Source organism: Bacillus sp. SM2101 (genome assembly GCF_018588585.1).
GTDB classification, from domain to species: domain Bacteria; phylum Bacillota; class Bacilli; order Bacillales; family SM2101; genus Nanhaiella; species Nanhaiella sioensis.
Genome location: NZ_JAEUFG010000099.1, coordinates 1 through 1,472, shown reverse-complemented (window position 1 = coordinate 1,472; position 1,472 = coordinate 1). Strand labels below are relative to the sequence as shown.

The 1,472-nt window shown below is 31.7% G+C and carries 1 protein-coding gene; it reads right to left on the bottom strand.

The annotated features are described in order from the left end of the window. Positions 1–363: 363 nt before the first annotated feature. A complete protein-coding gene (locus JM172_RS24390; protein ID WP_214484964.1) occupies positions 364–1,014 on the bottom strand; it encodes a Type 1 glutamine amidotransferase-like domain-containing protein in 651 nt (216 codons plus the stop codon). Positions 1,015–1,472 lie beyond the last annotated feature (458 nt).

Here is a 1,472-nt window from a genome sequence, read left to right as displayed (position 1 = left end):
CGATCTGTTTCTATTTTTTGTGTTCCTGAAAAGTTAATCATTTTAAAATATCCCCTTTTATTCACTAATCCTTAGTGGAGACATACAACCTACCCCATTAGATTAAGTTCATTCCTTTATAATATCTTCCTTATTTTAACATGTATCTACTAGTCGTTCTTCAACAATATGACCCTAAAATGATTAATGGCACATATCTATATTTCAGATATGCGCCAAATAGCTGAAGACCGTTCTGCAAATCTATACTTTCTGGATAACGAAGAAACAATCCTATATTGTGTAGTCTTCCTTCACTAAATTTAAAAATAGAAGCATTTCATAATATAATTAACACAATTAAGCCATAGCCATTCACCATAACTAGAGGGTCTCATCCAATTTCTGAATCTTTGAGTGGGAAATTAAATATACATTGCCAAAAATGTCAATTTTGTCTCCCTTTGTACGTACAGCGCAATCTTTGTTCGACGCATAAATATTTATTTCTTCCGATAAGGAAGACAGTTCGCTTTGAATTAGCGCAAAGTTATTTTCAAGATCAAAATGAGCCCGGACGGAAAAATCGTCAAGGCCGATTCCGTCGTAAACAGAGCTTATTTCATCTCCAAAGTTTTTCGAGCATAAAAATTTATCAGACATATTGATTGCACCAGCGCTTGCTCCCATCACAACGGATCTGCTTTTTTTTATCAAATCCGACAATTCATATTCCATCAAAAAACCATTTTGGTTAATAATATTTCCACCCAACAAGAAAATGACTGAAGCATTTTGAATTAACTTTTGGGCATCTTCCTTCTGTACGCGATAATTAATTAAATGATATTCATCAAATATAATACCGGCCTGGTCAAGCCACGATCGCTCAGTAGCACCATCATCTTCATAAGAAGATGGATTTGAACTAATCATAACAAGCGATTTTCTATCAGTTATATCCTCTTGTAAAGCCCTTCCCAAATTCTCTGGGAAAAAATTATTAAACCAGCCTAGATAATAGTGAGTTTTCATAAGTATCCCCCGTAGCAAGTGTAAATAACATTAATTTTTTGAATTACTCATCCTGTTCTCTTGACGCAATATTCTCAATATTTGTGTAATATGTAACTCTTGCTAAGTCTACATAAATATTAGTATCTATACAATATATTAACGTTTTACTATCTCCTTATTTTTCGAGTAACTTTACTCAATACTAACACCTATCAATTTATCTCGATTTCAAGTCTTCAAGATAATACCCCAAATCATAAATAAAGGCGCATCTCTTAGAAAAATTCGCTATATTATTGAATAACAATTCTCAAGTTGGGCAGTAGAAAAAACTAATAGACTCATTAAACATTTTATTTACTAAATAAGTGTAGAAGTGTCTTAAATTATTGTTTAATTAAACTTTTATTTAATAAAATGGAGCGATTTAACTCTTCTTCTACACTAAATAATTCATCAATTATAGCCAATGTATT

Coding starts and splice junctions, on each gene's coding strand:
- JM172_RS24390 (WP_214484964.1), bottom strand. CDS start 1,014: ATGAAAACTCACTATTATCTAGGCTGGTTTAATAATTTTTTCCCAGAG.